Source organism: Kitasatospora sp. NPDC088134, from assembly GCF_044741705.1.
Taxonomy (GTDB): domain Bacteria; phylum Actinomycetota; class Actinomycetes; order Streptomycetales; family Streptomycetaceae; genus Kitasatospora.
The window spans coordinates 51,103-69,398 of sequence record NZ_JBIUTD010000011.1 but is presented as its reverse complement, the minus strand read 5'-3'; the positions used below and the strand labels follow the sequence as shown (position 1 = coordinate 69,398).

The 18,296-nt window shown below is 74.8% G+C and carries 15 protein-coding genes; 5 read left to right on the top strand and 10 right to left on the bottom strand.

What is annotated here, in order from left to right; translation table 11 throughout:
- Positions 1–31 precede the first annotated feature (31 nt).
- Entirely contained in the window at positions 32–901 is an 870-nt protein-coding gene (locus ACIOHG_RS18980) for a hypothetical protein (RefSeq protein WP_400951836.1), read from the top strand.
- Positions 902–908: 7 nt separating this feature from the next.
- Here the strand turns inward: ACIOHG_RS18980 and abc-f are convergent, their stop codons facing one another.
- From abc-f to ACIOHG_RS18965, 3 genes are all read right to left on the bottom strand, one after another.
- Positions 909–2,648, bottom strand: coding sequence for a ribosomal protection-like ABC-F family protein (gene abc-f / locus ACIOHG_RS18975; protein ID WP_400951833.1), 1,740 nt, complete (start codon positions 2,646–2,648; stop codon positions 909–911).
- Between the two features lie 265 nt (positions 2,649–2,913).
- Positions 2,914–3,882 (bottom strand): formylglycine-generating enzyme family protein, encoded by a 969-nt coding sequence (locus ACIOHG_RS18970; RefSeq protein ID WP_400951832.1) that lies wholly within the window; start codon positions 3,880–3,882, stop codon positions 2,914–2,916.
- An 85-nt stretch (positions 3,883–3,967) separates the two neighbouring features.
- Positions 3,968–5,389: a sulfatase gene (locus ACIOHG_RS18965; protein ID WP_400951830.1), complete on the bottom strand. Its 1,422-nt coding sequence runs from the start codon at positions 5,387–5,389 to the stop codon at positions 3,968–3,970.
- Between the two features lie 289 nt (positions 5,390–5,678).
- On the opposite strand from ACIOHG_RS18965, the gene ACIOHG_RS18960 reads away from it, so the two are divergent.
- A complete protein-coding gene (locus ACIOHG_RS18960; RefSeq protein WP_400951829.1) occupies positions 5,679–6,284 on the top strand; it encodes an ArsR/SmtB family transcription factor in 606 nt (201 codons plus the stop codon).
- 107 nt (positions 6,285–6,391) lie between these two features.
- Positions 6,392–7,582 (top strand): MFS transporter, encoded by a 1,191-nt coding sequence (locus tag ACIOHG_RS18955; RefSeq protein ID WP_400951827.1) that lies wholly within the window; start codon positions 6,392–6,394, stop codon positions 7,580–7,582.
- Positions 7,583–7,665: 83 nt separating this feature from the next.
- On the opposite strand, the gene ACIOHG_RS18950 is transcribed toward ACIOHG_RS18955, so the two are convergent.
- From ACIOHG_RS18950 to ACIOHG_RS18935, 4 genes are all read right to left on the bottom strand, one after another.
- Positions 7,666–10,338, bottom strand: coding sequence for a glycoside hydrolase family 9 protein (locus ACIOHG_RS18950; RefSeq protein WP_400951824.1), 2,673 nt, complete (start codon positions 10,336–10,338; stop codon positions 7,666–7,668).
- A 152-nt stretch (positions 10,339–10,490) separates the two neighbouring features.
- Positions 10,491–11,258 (bottom strand): GntR family transcriptional regulator, encoded by a 768-nt coding sequence (locus ACIOHG_RS18945; protein ID WP_400951821.1) that lies wholly within the window; start codon positions 11,256–11,258, stop codon positions 10,491–10,493.
- Between the two features lie 112 nt (positions 11,259–11,370).
- Positions 11,371–12,003 carry a hypothetical protein gene (locus ACIOHG_RS18940; protein WP_400951818.1) on the bottom strand — a complete coding sequence of 211 codons (633 nt, stop codon included), beginning with the start codon at positions 12,001–12,003 and terminating at the stop codon, positions 11,371–11,373.
- Positions 12,004–12,211: 208 nt separating this feature from the next.
- Positions 12,212–12,772, bottom strand: coding sequence for a sigma factor-like helix-turn-helix DNA-binding protein (locus ACIOHG_RS18935; protein WP_400951815.1), 561 nt, complete (start codon positions 12,770–12,772; stop codon positions 12,212–12,214).
- 273 nt (positions 12,773–13,045) lie between these two features.
- Between ACIOHG_RS18935 and ACIOHG_RS18930 the strand changes: the two genes are divergently transcribed.
- Together ACIOHG_RS18930 and ACIOHG_RS18925 are read left to right on the top strand one after the other, a co-directional pair.
- The gene (locus ACIOHG_RS18930) at positions 13,046–13,906 is read left to right on the top strand and encodes an SAM-dependent methyltransferase (protein WP_400951812.1); all 861 of its coding nucleotides are present in this window, start codon (positions 13,046–13,048) and stop codon (positions 13,904–13,906) included.
- A 221-nt stretch (positions 13,907–14,127) separates the two neighbouring features.
- The gene (locus ACIOHG_RS18925) at positions 14,128–15,645 is read left to right on the top strand and encodes an alkaline phosphatase family protein (RefSeq protein ID WP_400951810.1); all 1,518 of its coding nucleotides are present in this window, start codon (positions 14,128–14,130) and stop codon (positions 15,643–15,645) included.
- Positions 15,646–15,721: 76 nt separating this feature from the next.
- Here ACIOHG_RS18925 and ACIOHG_RS18920 read toward each other — a convergent pair whose 3' ends face one another.
- From ACIOHG_RS18920 to ACIOHG_RS18910, 3 genes are all read right to left on the bottom strand, one after another.
- The gene (locus ACIOHG_RS18920; protein ID WP_400951808.1) at positions 15,722–16,897 is read right to left on the bottom strand and encodes an 8-amino-7-oxononanoate synthase; all 1,176 of its coding nucleotides are present in this window, start codon (positions 16,895–16,897) and stop codon (positions 15,722–15,724) included.
- 137 nt (positions 16,898–17,034) lie between these two features.
- Positions 17,035–17,259 (bottom strand): translation initiation factor IF-1, encoded by a 225-nt coding sequence (gene infA / locus ACIOHG_RS18915; RefSeq protein ID WP_400708730.1) that lies wholly within the window; start codon positions 17,257–17,259, stop codon positions 17,035–17,037.
- Positions 17,260–17,395: 136 nt separating this feature from the next.
- Positions 17,396–18,160 (bottom strand): GNAT family N-acetyltransferase, encoded by a 765-nt coding sequence (locus tag ACIOHG_RS18910; protein WP_400951805.1) that lies wholly within the window; start codon positions 18,158–18,160, stop codon positions 17,396–17,398.
- Positions 18,161–18,296: the final 136 nt, after the last annotated feature.

Sequence of the window (18,296 nt, the reverse complement as noted above, 5' to 3'; positions counted from 1 at the left end):
GAAGGGCGTTCCGGCCCGTCATCCTGGCCCGGTGGGAGACCGGGCGAACGTCGTCGTGGTGCGCGCGGACGGCGCGCACGAGCTGTACCGGAGCGGGTGGGCGGTCGGCCTCGACCTCGACCTGCTGGACGGCCCGGCCGCGCTGCTCGACCTGCTCCCCGGGCTGCACCGGGACGGCTGGTGGCTGGACGAGGTGATGGCCGACGGCGGGGTCCTGGTCGACCTCGGCCGACGGGTGCTGCTGTTCTTCGTCCGGGAGGGCCCGAGCGGCGAACTTCGCCACCACGCGGCCCTGTTGGAGCTGGTCCGGGCGGCCTGGCCGGGCTGGGAGGTCCGCCGGCTGTACGACGGCCCGGCCGAACTGCGCGCCCACCTCGGGCTGGACGCGGAGTACGTCCGCTGCCCCGACGCGCCGCTCTGTCCGGCGCCGTTCCTGGCGCCCGACGACGAGGACCTGGCCGGGCCCGACCCGGGCGGCGTGCTGGTCACCGTCGCCGGGGGTGGCTGCCACGTCGCCTCCCACTGCTTCGACCACCCCGTCCACGAGGGGCCGGCCCTGCTCGACCGCCTGGCGGACGCGCCCGGGCACGACACCGGCCGCCTGCACGTCAACGCCGGCCTCCACCTCGACCCGGCGCGCCGCCGCCTGGGCTGGTGGACGCTCTGCTTCTCCCCCGGGGCCTACCGCGCCCCGGAGTCGTGGCCGGGCTGGACGGTCGAGTTCTGGCAGGACGACTGGCGACGGCACGCCGCGGCCGACCCCCGCTGCGCCCCGGCCCCGTTCGACGCCGGGGCGACGGCCCTGACCGCCGTCCGCACCGAGGCCGCGGAGCGCCGGGCCGCCCGGGAGGAGCACCGCGCCCTGGTCGAGAAACTGCGGGCGGCACGGGCCGCGAGGTGAGGCGGCGTCAGCCGGCGTTCGCGGCGGCCTCCCGCGGGGTGAGGGCGAGGTGCTGGTCGGCGGGGAAGCGGGCGCGCAGGCGGCGGTCGTGGGTGACGAGGGCGACGGCGCCGGGGTAGGCGGACAGGGCGGACTCCAGTTCTTCGACCAGGGCGGGGGCGAGGTGGTTGGTGGGTTCGTCGAGCAGCAGGAGGTCGACGGGTTCGGCGACCAGGCGGGCGAGTTCGATCCGGCGGCGCTGGCCGTAGGAGAGGTCGCCGATCCGGCGGCCCAGGTCGGCGCGGTGGAACAGGCCGAGCGAGAGCAGCCGGTCGAGGTGGTCGGCGGGGTCGCCCGGGCGGCCGTGCGCGAAGGTCCGCAGGACCGTCAGGCCCGGTGGCCACGGGGTCTCGCGCTGGCGCAGGTGGCCGATCCGGCCGCGGGTCCGGACGGTGCCCCGGGCGGGGTGCAGTTCGCCGGCCAGGACCCGGAGCAGGGTGGTCTTGCCCGCCCCGTTGGGCCCGGTGACCAGGAGGCGTTCGGCGGGGCCGATCCGCAGGGCGGGCAGCGCGAGCCGGCCGGGGACCAGGACGCCGTCGAGCTCGGCGGCGGGCGGCGGCGGGCCGTCCGCCGCCGGTCGCTCGGCGGTGCCGATCCGGGCGGCGAACACCAGGGGTTCGGGCGGGGGCAGGACCGGACGGTCCGTCAGGCGGGCGACCCGCTCCTTGGCGTTGCGGATGCGGACGGTGGCGCCGTGCGCCCGGCCGCGGGCCCGGAAGCCGCCGTGGCCGAAGACGGCCAGTGGCGCCTTGCGCGGGATCGCGGCCAGCCGCGTCACCTGGGTGGCGGCGAGTTCCTGCTGGCGCGTCAGTTCGGCGCGCCACTCGGCGTGTTCGCGCAGCCGGCGGCGGCGGTCGGCGGCGCGGGCCGCGAGGTGGCCCGCGTAGCCGTCGCCGTGGCGCCGGACCCGGCCCTCGGCGACCTCCAGCACCGTGTCGGTGACGCGTTCCAGGAAGACCCGGTCGTGCGTGACGGCGAGGACCGTGCCGCGGTGGGACCGCAGGTGGGCCTCCAACCAGCCGAGGGCGTCGTCGTCGAGGTCGTTGGTGGGCTCGTCCAGCAGGAGCAGTTCGGGGCGGGCGGCGAGGGTGGCGGCCAGCGCGAGGCGGGCGCGCTCGCCGCCGGAGAGCGTGCCCAGGCGGCGGGCCCGGTCGAGCCCGGGCAGGCCGAGGCCGTGCAGGGCGGCCTCCACCCGGCTGTGGGCGGTGTACCCGGCGCGGGCCTCGTACCGGGCGACCAGCCGGCCGTACTCGGCGAGCGCGGCGGCCTGCCGGCCGTACTCGGCGAGCGCGGCGGCCTGCCGCGAACCGTCCGACCCGCCGGAGCCGCTGGAGCCGTCGGGGCCGTCGGGGCTGTCGGGGCCGTCGGCGAGGTCGGCCTCGGCGCGGCGCATCCGGCGCTCCAGGGCGCGGAGGTCGGCCATCGCCTCGTCCACCGCGTCCTGCACGGTGGCCTCCGGCGGGAGGGCGGAGGACTGGGCGAGGTGGCCGGTGCCGCCGGGGGCGCGGACCGTCAGTTCGCCCGCGTCGGGCGCGTCCAGCCCGGCGATCAGCCGCAGCAGCGTGGACTTCCCGGCGCCGTTGTCGCCGATGACGCCGACCCGCTCGCCGGGCCGGACGCCGAAGGAGACGTCCTCCAGTACGGTGCGGTCGCCGAAGCGGCGGGTGACGTGCCGGAGCGTGAGAGAAGCGAGTGATGAGGTGCGCATGCGCGGCCCCCTGTTCCCGGCCGGAGCGGGCCGATGGGCGTGGGTGGTGGACACGCCCGCGCACGCCGCCGCGTCCTCACGGCGGCCGGAAGACCGGCCGTACCGGAGGCGCGGAGGGCGCGGGCGGGAACGCGCGGCGGCGGAGCCTTGCTCGACGCGGCCGCGCGGGGAGTGTCACAGAGAACCCATGCGCAGAACGGTAGACGGCGTCCCGGATCGGACACAAGCGATTATTCGGGCGCCCGCTCCCCCGGTGCCGCCGGGCTCAGCGGGCCACCCGGAAGCCGATGTTGCCGCTGGAGCTGTCCGGGGTGTTGGAGGAGCGGGCGGCCAGCCGGTAGCGGTGGCAGTAGGAGGCGTGGCAGAGGTGGGAGCCGCCGCGCATCACCCGGTTCGGGCCCTCGGCGGGGCCGGTCGGGTTGTCGCGGGTGGCGGGGGTGGCGGCCCGGTGGTGGTCGGGGCTGAAGCGGTCGGCGCACCACTCCCAGACGTTGCCGAGCACGTTGTGGAGGCCGTACCCGTTGGGCCGGTAGGCGCGCACGGGGGCGGTGGAGCGGTGTCGGCCGGTCCTGCGGGTCGGGAAGTCGCCCTGCCAGATGTTGAGCATCTCCCGTCCGTCCGGGGCGAGTTCGTCGCCCCACGGGTAGCGGGTGCCCTGGCGGCCGCCGCGCGCCGCGTACTCCCACTCGGCCTCGGTGGGCAGCCTGGTGCCGGACCAGGCGCAGTAGGCGAGGGCGTCATGCCAGGAGACGTGCACCACGGGGTGCTGCTGCCGGGCCGCGAAGTCGCTGCCCGGGCCCTCCGGGGCGCGCCAGCTCGCGCCTTCGACGGAGCGCCACCACGGGGTGGCGGCGACCGGCGGCGAGAGGGCGCGCAGCCGGTCGGTGAGGAAGCCCTCGAAGACGAAGCTCGACCCGAAGCGCTCGGCCTCGGTGCGGTACCCCGTCTCCCGGACGAAGGAGGCGAACTCGGCGTTGCTGACGGTGGTCGCCGCGATCGCGAACGCGTCCACCCGCACCTCTCGGACCGGCCCCTCGCCGTCCCCCGGTATCCCGTCCGGGTCCTGACCGCCCATCAGGAACGCCCCGCCGGGCAGCTCCAGCAGCCCCCGGGCGGCCCGCCGGGCGGCGGGCGAGGGCTCGGGGGCGGACGGCGGGAGCAGCGGGAGCAGCGGGAGCGGTGGAAGGCCGGGGTGGTCGGTGGGCTCGTGCCCGGGGGTGCAGCAGGAGAGCATGGCGGCCTCTTCTTCGCGTTCTTCGCGGAGGTGCGGGTCCGGCCGGCCGCCGGGGAGACGACCGGCCGGGGTACTGGGGGTGGGGTCAGGCGCTGCGCTCGGCGGCGAGGGTCGCGGCGAGGGCCGGGATTCCGAGCGCCTGCTCCTGGGCGGGGGTGGCCTGGTACAGGCGGTTGACCAGCTGGTACGGGTCGGCGGCCAGGTCGTAGTACTCGCGGAAGGCGACCTCGCCGGTGCCGACGGGCAGGCCGTCCGCGTCGGTGTGCAGCTTGTAGTACTCGGTGTACTGCTCGGTCTTCGACAGGTACGAGGACCAGGTGTGCGGCCGCCCGGCCTGGTGCACGCCCTGCTCCCAGTACTCGGTCAGCAGGTGGTCGCGGCTGTGGGTGCCGAGCAGCGAGTGCCCGTCGAGCGCCCAGCCGGGGGTGATCCCGGCGGCCTCCAGGACGGTCGGGGCGATGTCGATGTTGGCGACGATCCGGTGGTCGGCGGGGCTGCCCGCGCCGAAGCCGCCGGCCGGCCAGGACAGGTAGAACGGCACCTCGACGGAGGGCAGGTAGGGCACCGACTTCTTCGACCAGCCGTGGTCGGCCCAGGTGTAGCCGTTGTCGCCGAGGTAGATCACCAGGGTGTTGTCCAGCTGTCCGAGCGCGGCCAGCCTGTCGTGGAGGGCCTGCACGGCGTCGTCCACCGAGAGCAGGGTGCGCAGCTGGCGCTCCCTCAGCTGCCGTCCGGTGGCGAGGGTGCCGGTGGCGTTCTGGATCCACTCGGGCTTGTCGCTGCGGTCGGCCTCGCCGACGGACGGGCGGCCGTCCCAGACGGGGACGGGCGTGGTGGCGTACCGGGGCTCGGGCGTGTTGGGTTCGTGCGAGGCCTTCGGGGCGACGAAGGCGAACCAGGGGCGCGGGTCGGCGGCGGCCTTGTCCAGGAAGGCGAGGGCCCGGTCGCGGATCACCGTGGTGGAGTAGCCGGGGACGGTCCGCACGGTGCCGTTGTCGTTGTACTGGCCGTCGTTGTAGACCACCGGCGCGGCGAGCAGCCACTCGTCGAAGTGCGGCGGGTTGTCGGCGGGGTGCCAGGCGTTCAGGTACTTGCCGAACAGGCCGGTGCGGTAGCCCGCCTGGTGCAGCAGCCGCTGGAAGGTGTGCCGCTGGTCGAGGCGGTACGGGTGGCCGTTGTCGCGGACGCCGTGGTGGTGCGCGTACTGGCCGCTGAAGATCGAGGACCGGGAGGGCGCGCACAGCGGCGTGGTGACGTGCCCGGAGGTGAAGCGCACCCCGTGGCCGACCAGCCAGTCGACCGTCCGGGGCGTGGCCCACTCGGTCTGCTTCGGCTGGTCGTCGGTGAGGATCACCAGGACGTTGGGCCGGGCGGCGGGCCCGGCGGCGACGGCGCTGCCCGCGCCCAGCGGCAGGGCGGCCGCGGCGGCGACGGACGCCGCCCCGGCCAGGAACCCGCGGCGGCCGAACGTCGGCTCCTCGCGGGACGGTTCGGGATTCCGACTCATGGCGTGCAGACCCTCTCTCGGCGGGACGGGCGTGCGGACGGAAGGAAGTCGGCGGGCGTCCCCGACCGGACGGAGCGCGCGCTGCGCACTGCCCGGCGAACCTACGACCGCCCCGGAACCCCCCGCAATCGCTTCCGCCCGGACAACGCACGCTTTTCACGGCCCTGTTGCAATGTTGCGCGTCGGTGTTGCGCACCGTGCCGCCGGGGTGCCGGCGGGGTGTCGGCGGGTGCCCCGCCGGGAGATCTGAGAGTTGACGCTCAGGATATGTGAGAGGATGCTCTCAGGAATGAGTTCCGAGAATCCGCTGGGTGACGTCGAGGTCACCGATCCCCGGGCGATGCGCGCCCTGGCCCATCCCGTGCGGTTGGCGATCCTGGAGCGGTTGCGGCTGCACGGGGCCGCCACCGCGAGCGAGTTGGCGCCGCATGTGGGGGCGACGCCGACGGTGGCGAGTTGGCATCTGCGGCACCTGGCGGAGTTCGGTCTGGTGCGGGACGCCGAGCCGGGGCCGGACCGGCGCAAGCGGCGGTGGGAGGCGGTCGGGCGCGGGTTCCGGTTCGCGGCCGGGGCGGAGGAGGGGTCGGCGGAGGCGGCGTCCGCGCTGTCGCAGCTGATGTTCCAGCGCTCGGCGGCCCTGCCGGCCCGCTGGATGGCCGAGGTCGAGCCCGAACTTCCGCTGGAGTGGCGGAAGTTGTCCGGCCTGGCGAACACCCGGGTGGTGCTCTCGCCCGCGGAGCTGGCCGAACTGGAGGAGGCCGTCGAGCAGTTGCTCGCCCCGTACGTGCACCGCGAACGCGCCGACTGGCCGGCCGGGGCCCGGGCGGTGCGGCTGATGCGCTATGCCCTGCCGGAGGCCACCGAGGCCACCGAGAACTTGGACGGCACCCCGTGACGGCCCCGACCGGATCCGCAACCCCGGCTACGACTCCGGCCACGACTCCGGTCCCGGCCCCGCTCTGGCGTGACCGGCGGTTCCGGCGGTTCTGGGCGGGCCAGTCGGTGTCCCAACTCGGGGACCGGATATCGGAGCTGGCGCTGCCGCTGATCGCCGCCGGAGCGCTGGACGCCTCGGCCGTGCAGGTGGCCGCGCTGACGGCGCTGGCCTGGGCGCCGAACCTGCTGGCGGTGCTGCTGGGGGCCTGGGTGGACGGCCGCCCCGGCAAGCGCCGGCTGATGGTGCTGGCGGACGTGGTGCGCGCCCTGGCGCTGGCCTCGCTGCCGGTGGCGGCGCTGTGCGACGCGGTGACGCTCGGTCAGCTGTACGCGGTGGCGCTGGTGACGGGCGCGGCGGGCGTGCTGTTCAACAACGCGTACGCGCCGTTCTTCGCGCACCTGGTGCCGCGCGCCTCGTACCTGGAGGCCAACAGCCGCCTGAGCACGACCCGTTCGGCCGCGCAACTGGCCGGTCCGGCGCTCGGCGGCGTGCTGGTGCAGGTGCTGACGGCGCCGGGCGCGGTGCTGGTGGACGCGCTGTCCTTCCTCGGTTCGGCACTGCTGATCGGCCGGATCGACGTCCACGAGCCGGAACCCTCGTCCGCCGCCGGTCCCTCGGTGCTGGCCCGGGCCGGGCACGGGCTGCGGTTCGTGGCCGGGCACCCGTACCTGCGGGCGGCGCTGGGCTGCTGCACGACCGTCAACTTCTTCACCTTCCTCGGCTACGGCCTGACGGTGCTGTTCGCCAGCCGGGAGCTGGGCCTGTCGGCGGGCGGCATCGGCCTGGCCTTCGGCGTCGGTGCGAGCGGTGCGCTGCTGGGCGCGGTGCTGGCCCCGGCACTGTCGCGCCGGATCGGGGTGGGGCGGACGATCGTGCTGGGGGCGGTGCTGTTCCCCGCGCCGGTGGCGCTGCTGACGGTGGCGGACGGGCCGCCCTGGGCCCGGGCGGGCGTGCTGGCGGCGGCCGAGTTCCTGTCCGGCCTCGGCGTGATGCTCTTCGACGTGAACTTGAATTCGGTGCAGGCGGCGGTGATCCCGGAGGCGCTGCGCAGCCGGGTCTCGGGCGCGTTCGCCACCGTCAACTACGGGGTCCGCCCGCTCGGCGCGCTGGCCGGCGGCCTGCTCGGCTCCACGGCGGGCCTGCGCGCCGCGCTGCTGACGGCGGCCGCGGGCGGCGTGCTGTCGGTGCTGTGGCTGCTGCCCTCGCCGATCCCCCGGGTCCGCGCCGTCGCGGACCTGGACGTCCCGGCGTGTTGACGCGCTGATGTGCCGACGTGCTCCGGCGGCACCCCCCACAGGTGTCGCCGGAGCGCGGTGCGCGCCGGGTGCTAACGGTCGGGTCAGCCGGGCGTGCCGGGGACGACCAGGCGGTCGAGGTCGGGGGCGGCGCCGGACGGGTTGGCCACCGCGAGGGTGTTGCCGCCCGCCGCGAGGGCGAGCGGGACGGTGACGGTGCCGGGGGTGGTGAAGGCGCCGGTCGGCGGGAAGCTCACGGTGGTCACCGGGCCGCCGTTGACGGACAGTTGGGCGGAGCGGGCGCCGGCCGAGCCGTTGGTGTAGGTGATCCGGACCTGGTACGTCCCGGCGGTGGCGGTGGTGATGCCCTGGAAGGTGAGGCTGCCGGTGCCCGCACTGACGGTGCCGAGGTAGCCGATCCGGGTGCCGCCGGAGCAGTCGGGGCAGGCCACCGGCGCGGCCCGGCCGGTGCGGGTGTTGCCGGCCGCCTCGGCCTCGTACGCGCGGTCGGCCGGGGCGGTGCCGGTGACGGTCAGGGTGTAGCCGGCGCTGTGGGCGGTGGAGCCGGAGGTGCCGGTGACGGTGATCGGGTAGCTGCCGGGCGCGGCGCCGGCCGCGACGGCGGCGGTCAGGGTGGCGGTGCCGCCCGCGGTGACGGTGGCCGGGCTGAAGGAGACGCTGACGCCGGCGGGGGCGCCGCTCGCGGTGAGGGCGACGGGCTGGGCGGCGCCGGCGACGACGGTGGTGGTGACGGTCGCGGTGGCGCTGACGCCGGGCGCGGCGGAGCCGGTGGCGGGGCCGACGCTCAGCGCGAAGTCGTCGGCGGGCGCGGTGCCGGTGCTGTTGACGGCCTGCTGGAGCGCGGCGCCGATGATCGCGGAGGCGGTCATGTCGATGGCGGGCTCGGAGGTCTGCCAGGACCGGACGTCGTCCACGTAGCGGCTGCTGTGGCCGGTGAAGGCGTTGAACGGGTCCGCGCCGCCGGCCGGGCAGGTCTTCATGCCGCTCTCGTAGCCGCCGAGGCCGCCGCTGAAGATGCCGGAGGAGTTCGGCCCGTTGACCACCGCGCCGACCGGGATCGCGCCGGTGCCGTCGGTGGAGCCGTTGATGTTGGCGACCTGGTGCTGGATGCAGTGCGGGAAGGTGGTGCCCTCGCCGACCATGAAGCTGGTGCCCCACGGGTTGGCGCCGAACAGCCAGTTGCGCTGCTGGGTGGCGTAGTTGTCGTACGTGGTGTCGCCGCTGGCCTGCTTGTAGAGCGCCTCGGTGGCGAGCAGGCCGAAGCTGTGCGAGTTGACGTCGAAGTCGGTGTAGTTGCCGCCCGCGTGGAACATGTCGGCGGCGGCGTGGTCGGCGCCGGCCTTGGTCTGCCGCTTGAGGTCGGCGGTCAGGTCGGCGGTGCTGACGGCCAGTCCGCCGGGGTTGCCGGCCGCGGCGATGGCCCGGATCAGGTCGGCGTGGGCGAGCGCGCTGGTGTCGTACAGGTTGAAGGTGTCGCCCTTGTCGTTGGCCAGGTAGCCCTTGGCCCAGGTCGCGGCGGCGGTCAGGTACGGGGTGGCGTTCTGGCCCAGCTTCTGGGCGGCGAGGGCGAGTTCGGCGGCGCCGAACTCCATGTCGTCACGCCAGGTGGACTCGGGGTAGTAATCGTTGGGCACCGCGGTGGTCAGGGTGCTCGGCGGGTTGGCGGTGTTCGCCAGCGCGTACAGCGAGGTCGCGGCCTGGTAGTACGCCTGTGCCTGGACCGGGTTGGTCGCGGCGTCGACCTGGGCGGCCAGCGCGAACGCCGCCGAGACCCGGCCGGCCAGGTTCGGACTGACTTGCCCGCCGGGGGTGTTGGCGCGGAACACCGGCCGGTGCGCGGCCGCGTAGCGGTTCTTGGACGAGGTGTCGCCGTCGTCCTTCTCCGGGAGCCGCCACAGGTCGTGGTCGCCGGTGAAGGTGCCGGCCGAGTTGCCGGAGCCGATGCCGACCTGCAGGTACAGGGTCTTGCTGTTCTGGTCCCACATCCGGTTCAGCCAGGCCGCGCCGAAGTGCGCCTCGGCGTCCAGGGCGGCGGGCGCGGCGGAGCCGAGGGCGCGCTGCGAGGCCAGCAGGACGGCGTCCGCGTAGGCGGTGGTGTGGGTGAACTTGAGGTAGTCGCCGGCGTCCGACCAGCCGCCGGCCACGTTCACCGGGCCGCCGATCTTCGACAGGTCGCTGTTGGTGATCTCGTCCGAGCCGCCGCTCTTGAAGGACGGCACCGCGTAGACGTTCGCACTGGCGTCGTTGAGGTGCGCGGGCTTGCGGTTCAGCGTGCCGGGGACGGTGTCGGCGCCGTCCCGCTGGGTCTGGAAGAAGCTCACCCCGTCGGTGACGAACTTGCCGTAGAGACCGGCGGGTTGGGTCACCTTGAAGCTGGGTGAGGTGGCGCTGACGCCGCCGCTGACCACCACCTTGTAGGTGCCGGGCGCGGTCAGGCCGCCGATCGTGATCGGGTAGACGGCCGGGTAGGCGGTGTTCCACGAGCCGAGGCTGGTGGTGCCGACGGTGCCGGTCTTGACGGTGGTGCCGTTGGAGTCGACGACGCTGAAGCTCGCCGAGCCGACACTCGCGCTGGTCATCAGGTAGGCCTGCTTGGCCTCCCCCGGCAGGAACCCGGCCTGGTCGACCCGGACGAGTCCGGTGGTGGCGGCGTGCGCGGGGGCACTGACGAGCGCGAGCGGCGCGGCGGTGAGCGTGGCAGCGAGGGTCGCGCCGAGCGCGGTGCGGCGTCGGGCGCGACTGCGGGCAGGGGGCATCGGCGACTCCAACCGTTCAACAGTTAGGAACATTTCCTAACTGATCGCAGGAAAGCTAGAACCTCCCCGCGAACCGGTCAAGGGGCCACGCACACCCACCTCCCCGGGTTCACCGTCCCGACACCTGCCTCGACGGGCGCGTTGACGGGGCGTCAGCCCCGTGGCGGGGCGGTGAGGTCGAGGGTGAAGCTGAAGCGGTCGCCGCGGTAGAGGGTGCGGACGAGTTCCAGGGGGTGGCCGGTGGCGTCGCGGCTGCGGCGGTGCAGCAGGAGCATCGGGAGGGCGGGCGGGGTGCCGATCAGCAGGGCCTCGCGGGGGGTGGCGAGGACGGTCTCGATGCGTTCCTCCGCGCCGGCCGGCCGGACGCCGCGCTCGGCCAGGTGGGCGTAGAGCGAGCCGGACGGGTCGAAGTCCCGTTCCAGGTGCGGGAGTCGGGCCACCGGCAGGTAGGTGGACTCCAGGCCGACGCGCTCCTCGTCGGCGCGCAGCACCCGCTCCAGGTGCCAGAGCGGTTCGCCGGGCGGGACGGCGAGGCGTTCGGCGGTGGCGGGGTCGGCGGGCAGCCGGTCCAGGGCGATCAGGGTGCGGCCCGGGCGCAGGCCCTGGCGGGTGACGCCCTCGGTGTAGCTGGCCAGCGACAGCGGCTGCTCGATCTTCGCGCCCGCCACCACCGTCCCGCGCCCCTGCCGCCGCAGCCGCCCCTCCACCAGCAGGTCCCGCAGCGCCTGCCGGACCGTGGCCCGGGCCACCCCGTACCGCTCGGCCAGGTCCGCCTCGGTGGGCAGCCGCCCGCCCGGCCCCAGCTCCCCGAGCAGTTCCTCCACCCGGGCCTTCACCAGGAAGTACTTGGGCACCCGCCCGTGCTCCGGCACGCCGGACCGGGCGGGGGCGACAGGGCGGTGCGCAGAGCCGTGGTTCACCGCCCCACCCTACCGACGCCGCACCGGCCCCGGACGGCCGGACGACCGGACAGCACGGATGCGGACAGGCGGGTGGGCGGACGGATGCACGGGCGCACGGACGGTTCGGCGTTCACCCGGCCAGGTCGCGGACCAGGGTGGTGCTCACCTGGGGCAGTTCGCCGTACTCGGGGTCGTCGCAGGCGACCGGGAGCCGGTGGACCACGGCGGCCAGCCGGGGCGGGAGCTTCACGTCCAGACCCTCGTGGCACAGGGCGAGGAGTTCCGCGAGCACCCCGGGCGGGAGCAGGGTGTCCCGGGCCTCCAGCACCCGTTGCGGCGGGCGGGGGCCGACGGCCAGGGTCTCGGCCTGGCGGCGCCAGACCTCGGCGTCCAGGAACTCGCCGAGGCTGCGGTGCAGCAGGCTCAGACAGGACGCCGCGGTGTAGGAACCGCCACCGGCCGCGAACTGCCACCAGAACTGGGCGCCGTCGCGGTGGCCGGCGACGTACAGCAGCGCGCCCAGGACGAGCGCCCCCTCGGGGTGGATGCGCCGGTCGTCGACCAGCAGGTCCAGCGAGGCGGCGGCGGTCGGCATCGCCAGGACCAGGCTGGCCGCCAGGTCGAGTTCGTGGGCGGCCTGCAGGTGCTCGGAGGGGAAGGGGCGCGGGGCGGTCAGCAGCCGCTCCCAGGACACGCCGGTGTCGTCGGGGCGCGGCCGGGGCGCCCGGGCGGGCAGGTGCAGGCTGTCGCGTCCGGCGCTCATCGCTGTTCCCCGTCCATCCGCCCGGCCTGCTCCCCGGTGCCGCCGAACCCGCTCGCCCGGCCCGCCCCGCCCCCGCCGTGCGCCCGGCCCGTACGGTCCGTACCGGGCATTCGATCCCTGCCGGGCATTCGATCCCTGCCGGGCATCCGGTCCGCACCGGGCATCCGGCCGCTGCCGGGCGCCCCGGCGGTCCGGTGCCGTCGGCCGCTCACCGGTGCCGCTCGCGCGGGCGGCCGCCGAGGGCGCCGGCCAGCCGGTCGAGGGCCTGGCCCGCGGTGGAGCGCACGTTGGCCTCCGTCGTGGCCAGGCTGTCGGCGATCTGAGTGTCCGTCAGGCCGATCAGGTAGCGCAGCACGACGACGTCGTGGCGCCGTTCGGACAGTCCGCACAGGGCGGCGTGCAGCCGCTCGTGACCGGCCTCGGTCTCCGGCAGGTCGCCCGCCCGCTCGGCGGCGGCCCGCACCGCGTGGACCCAGCGCGGGACGGGCCCCGGGGCGGGCGACGGTTCGCCGTCCATCATCCGGCGCAGCAGGGCCGTGGCCACCTCCTCCTTGAGGATCGTCCACGCCTGGAACGCCGGGTACGGCTCGCGCAGGATGCGCTGCCACTCCCGCCACACCCGGTCCTTCGCGGTCTCCACCGCCTCGCGCGCGGCACTCTCGTGCAGGCGGGTGCCGGCGAAGCCGGACCACGTCCGGTGGTGCGTGTCGCAGAACGCGTCGAACGTCAGGCGGCGCCGGTCCCCCACCGCCCAGTCACTCTCGTTCACGCACCCAACCCCTCACCGGTGGCCCCGGGCGACGGCCGTACCGTGCCGCCGCGGGAACTCGCTTCCCTGGTAAGAACATTAAGGCGCATGAAGGGTCGAAAGGGTAATCCGGCCCAAGAGGTTTCCGGATCGGACGCAAGTCACTCCATCGGACAATATGTCCATCCGACCTTTCCATCGCCCGGGGCCCGACACTCCCCGTCCCCTTGATTGCCCGTTCGTGCGTATGGGCATAGTGGGGGCGCAGTGACAGACGATCAGGGGGGACCACCCATGGCAGACGCACACGTGCAGACCGACGGAGCCCACGGGACCGACGGGACGGACCGGACGGACCGGCCGGACGGGGTCGAGGTCAACCTCGACATCCATCTGGCGCACTCGGCCCGCATGTACGACTTCTACCTGGGCGGCACCACCAACTTCCCGGCCGACCGGGAGGCCGCCGGTCGCGCCCTGGCCGTCTTCCCGTACGCGCGCTCCGCCGCCCGCGCCAACCGCGCCTTCATGCGCCGCACCACCCGGCGGCTGGCCGAGGCGGGCATCCGGCAGTTCCTCGACATCGGCACCGGCATCCCGACCTCCCCGAACCTGCACGAGGTCGCCCAGCGGATCGCCCCGGACGCCGCGGTGGTCTACGCCGACAACGACCCGATCGTGCTGCTGCACGCCCAGTCGCTGCTGCGCGGCACCGAACAGGGCGTCACCGCCTACGTCCAGGCCGACGTGCGCGAGCCCGACGCCCTGCTGGAGGCCGCCGCCCGCACCCTGGACTTCGACCGGCCGATCGCGCTCAGCATGAACGCCCTGCTGCACTTCGTGCCGGGCGAGGCCCACCGGATCACCGAGGGCCTCAAGGCCCGACTGGCCAGCGGCTCCGCCTTGGTGATGAGCCACCTCACGCCGGACTTCGCGCCCGACGAGACCGCCCGGCTGATCCAGGTCTACACCGCCGCCGGCACCCCCGTCGCGGCCTGCACCAGCGAGGAGTTCGGCCGTTTCTTCGCCGGCTGGGACATGCTCGCCCCCGGCGTCGTGGCCACCCCCCGCTGGAACCCCTCCCCCGACGACGACACCGAGCAGATCACCGACGCCGGAGCCTCCTGCTACGGCGCCGTCGCCATCCGCCCCTGACACCCCCGCCCCTCCCACACCCCCGGGCCGACCGGCCCGCCGATCGGCCCGGGGGCTGCATTCGACCGCTGACGAACCATCACGAAAATGTAACCGGTCTGGACTGAATTTCGGCGCTTGTTCATACAAGCGTGGATTCGGAGCGGGTTCGCGCTCGCCCGGCCGCTCCATCCTCGGTGTGCCGGTGCGACCGCACCGTCCGCTTTCCGTTGGGAGCCCCCGTGCGCAACTCCCGTTCCACCATGGCCCTTTCGCTGTCCGCCGCCGCAGTGGTCGCGGCCGCCCTGCTGCCGCTGGGCGGCGCGTCCGCCGCCGCGGCGACCGCCTCGTACAACGGCCTGCCGAACGGCACCAAGCAGGCCAAGACGCTGGTGATCGGCATCGACGGCACCCGGTACGACAAGATCGCCGCGGCCGACGCGCCGAACCTGAAGGCGCTGATGGCCTCGGGGACCACCTCGACCTCCGACCTGTACGCGAACCCGCTGGCGCCGACGCTCTCCGGGCCGGGCTGGTCGACCATCGCCACCGGCGTGTGGCCGGACAAGCACAAGGTGCTGGACAACACCTTCACCGGCGCGCGCTTCGACCTGTACCCGGACTGGGCGAGCCGGCTGGAGACCGCCGACCCGGCCACCTCCACGCTGGTGATCGGCTCCTGGAACCCGATCACCGCGAACGTCTTCAACGGCAAGGCCGACCTGCGGATCGCCGAGAGCGAGAACGACGCCAAGACCGCCGCGGACGCCGCCGACTACCTGGCGCACGGCAACCCGGACGCGGTGTTCCTGCACTTCGACGAGGTGGACGAGGCCGGGCACTCCTACGGCGGCGCGTCCAGCCAGTACCTGGCCGCGATCCACGGCGTGGACGGCCTGCTCGGGCAGGTGCTGGCCGGGCTCAGGTCCCGTCCCACGTACGCCGCCGAGGACTGGCTGGTGGTGGTCACCACCGACCACGGCCACACCGACGCGGGCGGCCACGGCGGCAACTCCGCCAACGAGCGGCAGACCTGGATGGTCCTCAACGGCAAGGGCTACAGCGCCGGTTCGCGCCGCTACGACGTCAAGCCGGTGGACATCGCGCCGACCGTGCTCAAGCACGAGGGCGCGCCGATCGACCCGGCCTGGGGCCTGGACGGCAAGCCCGCCGACGAGATCGTGCCGGACGAGTTCGACGCGCTGCGCCCGAGCCTGCAGACCCGGGTCGACGAGACCGGCATCGGCTCCACGATCAAGGGCTTCACCCACACCCCGCCGGCCGGCTGGTCGATCGACAACGCGCGGATGCCGTCCGGCGGCGTCACCGAGTGGCGCGGCTGGGCGTTCGCCACCGACGAGTTCTGGACCGCCGCGCAGCTCGGCCAGAGCCGGGAGACCAACGTCCGGGCCCGCAACGTCTTCGCGGTCGCCGACTCCGACGAGTGGGACGACAAGGCGCACGGCGCCGGGCAGTTCGACTCCACCCTGGTCAGCCCGGCCTACCCGGTGGCGGGCCGCACCCGCACCACGCTGTCCTTCGCCACCGACTACAAGGTCGACGGCCCGCAGACCGGCGACGTGTACGTGTCCTTCGACGGCGGCGCCGCCCAGCTGGTGAAGTCCTACCGGGCCGACCTGAACACCGTCGAGCACCTGGAGGTGGCCGTACCGGCGGGCGCCTCGACGGCCCGGTTCCAGTTCCGCTACACCGGCACCAACTCGGCGTTCTGGACGGTCGACCAGGTCGTCGTGGGCTGACCCGGCCGGTCCGCCGGGGCCCACCGGGGCCCGCCTGGGTGAGCGGCCCCGGTGGGCCTCAGCGGGTTCAGCGGGTTCAGCGGGTCTTGAGCACCACCGCGACGGCGAAGGCGATCTGCTCGTCCGTCAGGTCGGCCCGGGCGGTCAGCCGCAGGCGCGGGACGCCGTCGGGGACGGACGGCGGGCGGAAGCAGCCGACGGCCAGGCCCTCGGCCCGGCAGGCGGCGGCCCAGCGCACCGCGTGCTCCGGGTCGTCGGCGCGGACGGACACCACCGCGCCGTCGGGGGCGGAGGCGTCCAGGCCCGATTCGGCGAGGCGCCCGGCGAGTTCGCGGGTGACCCGGACGGCGTCGGCGGCCCGCCCGGGTTCGGCCCGCAGCAGGCGCAGCGCGCCGAGGGCGGCGCCGACGGCGGCCGGGTTGAGGCCGGTGTCGAAGATGAAGGTGCGGGCGGCGGAGACCAGGTGGCGGATCACCCGTTCGGGGCCGAGCACGACGCCGCCCTGCGAGCCGAGCGACTTGGAGAGCGTCGCGGTGGCGACCACGTCGGGCTGTCCGGCCAGGCCGAAGGCGGCCCCGGCGCCCGCGCCGCCGGGGCCGAGCACGCCCAGGCCGTGCGCGTCGTCGATCACCAGGGCGGCGCCGGACTCGCGGGCGGCGGCGTGCTGTTCGACCAGCGGGGCGGCGTTGCCGTCGACCGAGAAGACCGAGTCGGTGACCACCAGGGCGCGCGGCTCGGCGCGGGCGGCGAGGTGCGCGCGGACGGACTCGGGGTCGGCGTGCGCGGCGCGGGCGACCCGGCCCCGGGCCAGGCGGCAGCCGTCGATCAGCGAGGCGTGGTTGTGCGCGTCGGAGACGATCAGGGTGTCGGGGCCGGCCAGCGCGGTGAGCACGGCCAGGTTGGCGGCGTAGCCGGAGGAGAACACCAGGGCGGACTGGTAGCCGCAGAACTCGGCGAGTTCGCGCTCCAGTTCGGTGTGCGCCTCGGTGGTGCCGGTGACCAGCCGGGAGCCGGTGGCGCCGCCGCCCCAGCGCCGGGCGGCCTCGGCGGCGGCCGCGGTGACGGCCGGGTGGCGGGTCAGGCCGAGGTAGTCGTTGGAGGCCAGGTCGAGCACCGGGTCCTCGGCGGGGCGGCTGTGCAGCCGCCTGGTCAGCCCGGCGGCGTCGCGGTCGGCGGCCGCCGCGTCCAGCCAGTCGAACACCGTCTCCGGCCCTGCGGCCCGTTCCCCCGTGCTGACCTGCGCTTCTCCCATGCCCGGCACTCTGTCATCCGGGGCGGCCCGGAGCAACGGACTCCGGCCCGATGTGCCGTGTCGCACACCACGGCGCGGCCCGCCGCCCCGCCCCCGGGCGGGGGTGGGACGGCGGGCCGGACGCACCTGACAGGGGATCAGGTGCGGTAGCGGTACATGATCCGTCCCCTGGTCAGGTCGTACGGGCTCAGTTCGACCAGGACGCGGTCGAACGGGAGGATCTTGATGTAGTTCTTCCGGATCTTCCCGCTGATGTGGGCGAGCACGTGGTGCCCGTTCTGGAGCTCCACCTTGAAGGTGGCGTTGCGCAGGCACTCGAGGACGGTGCCCTCGATCTCCAGGCCCTTCGAAACTCGTGGCAAGGCTTCTCGCTTCTGTGAGACGGGGTGGGTTACTGCTCGGGGTGGTGCTGGGGGTGTTCTTCGGATCGTGGCACAGGTCGTGGCACCGGCGGTGGCACCGGTCGGCGCGGACGCGCCGGGTGCCGCCGCCCGGGTGTCAGCGGCGCACCAGCTGCAGGGTGTGGCCCGCCCGCTCGGCGCCGAAGCGCTCGAACAGGGCGGTGGCGGCGCTGTTGGACTGGTCGACCTCGGCCCAGGCCCGGGAGACCCCCGCGCCGTCCAGCTCACTCAGAGCGTGCCCGAGCAGGGCCGCGCCCACACCACGGCCGCGGTGCTCGGCGCGGACGGCGAGCAGTCCGATCCGGGCGGGGCCGCGGCCCCGGACCACCCGGACCAGGCCGGCGTACTCGCCGTCACGGACTGCAACAGCGTACAGGGAGGGGTCGACCAGGGTGTCCCCGGGCGGGCCGCAGCGCAGCTCGGCGGGCATGGTGTGCCAGCCCCGCTCCGCCTCGACCTCGCCCCGGAGTGCGCCGTCCAGCTCCCGCAACCGGGCCTCGTCGGCCGTCCCGGCGGGCAGGACCGTCACGCCCCGCACCACCTCTTCCGTACCTCCGAACGCCCCGGTGCCGAGCGAGTATTCCCACTCCCGGCGCTCGGGGACGAACCCGGCCCGCTCCCAACGGGCCGTCAGCTCGGCGTCCTCGCCGCCGACCAGGGTGTGCAGCGGCGCGGGCAGGGCCGCGACCATCGCCTCGGCGAGCGGGGCGAAGGCGGCGTCGTCCCAGACGTCGATGCTGACGAAGCGCCGCCCGTCGGGACGGGTCGAGACGTCGCCGCTGCCGACGACCGTCTCGCCCGCCAGGGCCTGCCACTGGGTCTCGTCGACCCGTTCGACGATCAGCTCGGTGTTCGTGTTCATGGCTTTCGCCTTTCAGGAGTGCCTGCGTGTGTACAGCGGGCGCTCCCGACGACACCTGAGGTCAGTCGATCACCGTGCGGGAAAGGCGGAGCACCCACCTCGATCCAGCTCTCATGGGTCACACCTCCTCGCGTCC